Origin of the sequence: Neobacillus sp. NPDC093127, assembly GCF_044754175.1 — a bacterium.
In the GTDB taxonomy this organism is placed as follows: domain Bacteria; phylum Bacillota; class Bacilli; order Bacillales; family Cytobacillaceae; genus Neobacillus.
The window spans coordinates 1-1,692 of record NZ_JBIVOP010000063.1 but is presented as its reverse complement, the minus strand read 5'-3'; the positions used below and the strand labels follow the sequence as shown (position 1 = coordinate 1,692).

Sequence of the window (1,692 nt, the reverse complement as noted above, 5' to 3'; positions counted from 1 at the left end):
GAGGCCACTGAAAAAGTCCACTTTTTAAGCAGTTTAAAGGTAGATTTTATCGACCTTTAAACTGCTTTTTTGTTTTATAATAAAATTATAAAATTTTGCGGGTGGTATCCAGATGATTTCCAATCAAGAATCTTTCACTCTTAGTCCATATATAGCAATTTACGATCTTGTTGTCCCAAAAGATAATATGCTTCGCCAAATAAAAGAACTAGTAGATTTTTCATTCATTCTCGAAGAGTTAAAAACGAAATATTGTCTTGATAACGGTCGAAATGCAGTGCCACCAATCCGAATGTTCAAATATCTATTACTAAAATCAATTTATGATTTGTCAGATGTAGATATCGTACAGCGTTCCAGATATGATATGTCCTTTAAATATTTCCTCGACATGGCACCAGAAGACCCGGTAATAGATCCGAGTTCGTTAACAAAATTTCGTAGGCTCCGTCTTAAAGATGTGGGCTTATTAGATTTGCTTATTGGGAAAACAGTTGAGATTGCACTTGAAAAGGAAATTATAAAAAGTAAAACAATAATTGTGGACTCCACACATACGCAGTCACGTTATAACCAAAAGTCTCCAAAGGAATTTTTGCAAGAGAAATCAAAAAATCTTAGAAAAGCAGTTTATCAAATCGATGAATCAATGAAGGAGAAATTTCCACCAAAATCAACTTCTGACGAAGTTGAAGATGAATTAAATTATTGTCGTCAAGTTATTTCTGTTGTCGAATCACAACCACAAATAGCTGTAATTCCTAACGTTAATGAAAAATTAAATGTCCTACATGAAGTAGTAGAAGATTACACAGAACATATGAGTCAAATGAACTGTTCAACTGATACAGACGCACGGGTAGGACATAAAACAGCAGACTCTTCATTCTTCGGATATAAAACACATATTGCAATGAGCGATGAAAGAATAATAACAGCTGCAGTTGTAACAACGGGAGAAAAAAGTGATGGAAAATACCTGCAGGATTTAATTGAAAAAAGCCAAGCAACAGGAATGGAATTTAGTACAGTAATTGGTGATACAGCCTATTCTGAAAAAGACAATATTAGCTATACAAAAGAAAATCAACTTGAACTTATTTCTAAATTGCATCCACATATAACACATGGAACACGTGCAAAAGAAGATGAATTTGAATTTAATAAAGATGCTGGAATGTTCGTTTGTAAGGCAGGGCATATGGCCATTAAGAAAAAATATGAAGAAAGAAAGGGACAAGACAAAAATCCAAGAATCAAATTCTTTTTTGATATTGAGAAATGTAAGGGTTGTCCATTGCGTGAGGGATGCTATAAAGAAGGAGCAAAAAGTAAGACATATTCAATAACAGTTAAATCAACTGAACATAAAGATCAAGAAGAATTTCAAGATACAGAAAGATTCAAACAACTAGCAAAAACTCGCTATAAAATTGAAGCCAAAAATAGCGAACTTAAACATAGACACGGGTTTAAAATAGCAAATTCCTCGGGTCTGTTTGGCATGGAAATTCAAGGGGCAACAGCGATATTCGCAGTGAATCTTAAGCGGATTCTAAAGCTCCTAAATGAAAAGGAGTAAAAAAAGGCAAGGAAAAAGGTGCCATTTCAGCTAATTTTAGACGAAATGACACCTTTTTTATATTCCCTCAAAATGAAAAGACAAAAAAACGTAAGTTTTTCAGTGCCCTC

1 protein-coding gene is annotated in these 1,692 nt (G+C 33.7%); it reads left to right on the top strand.

The window, feature by feature from the left end:
- The first annotated feature begins 112 nt into the window (after positions 1 to 112).
- Positions 113 to 1,582, top strand: coding sequence for an IS1182 family transposase (locus tag ACIQCO_RS28140; RefSeq protein ID WP_400435475.1), 1,470 nt, complete (start codon positions 113 to 115; stop codon positions 1,580 to 1,582).
- Positions 1,583 to 1,692: the final 110 nt, after the last annotated feature.

Excerpts from the sequence above, each read along its gene's own strand:
- ACIQCO_RS28140 (WP_400435475.1), top strand. The coding sequence starts at position 113 with ATGATTTCCAATCAAGAATCTTTCACTCTTAGTCCATATATAGCAATT.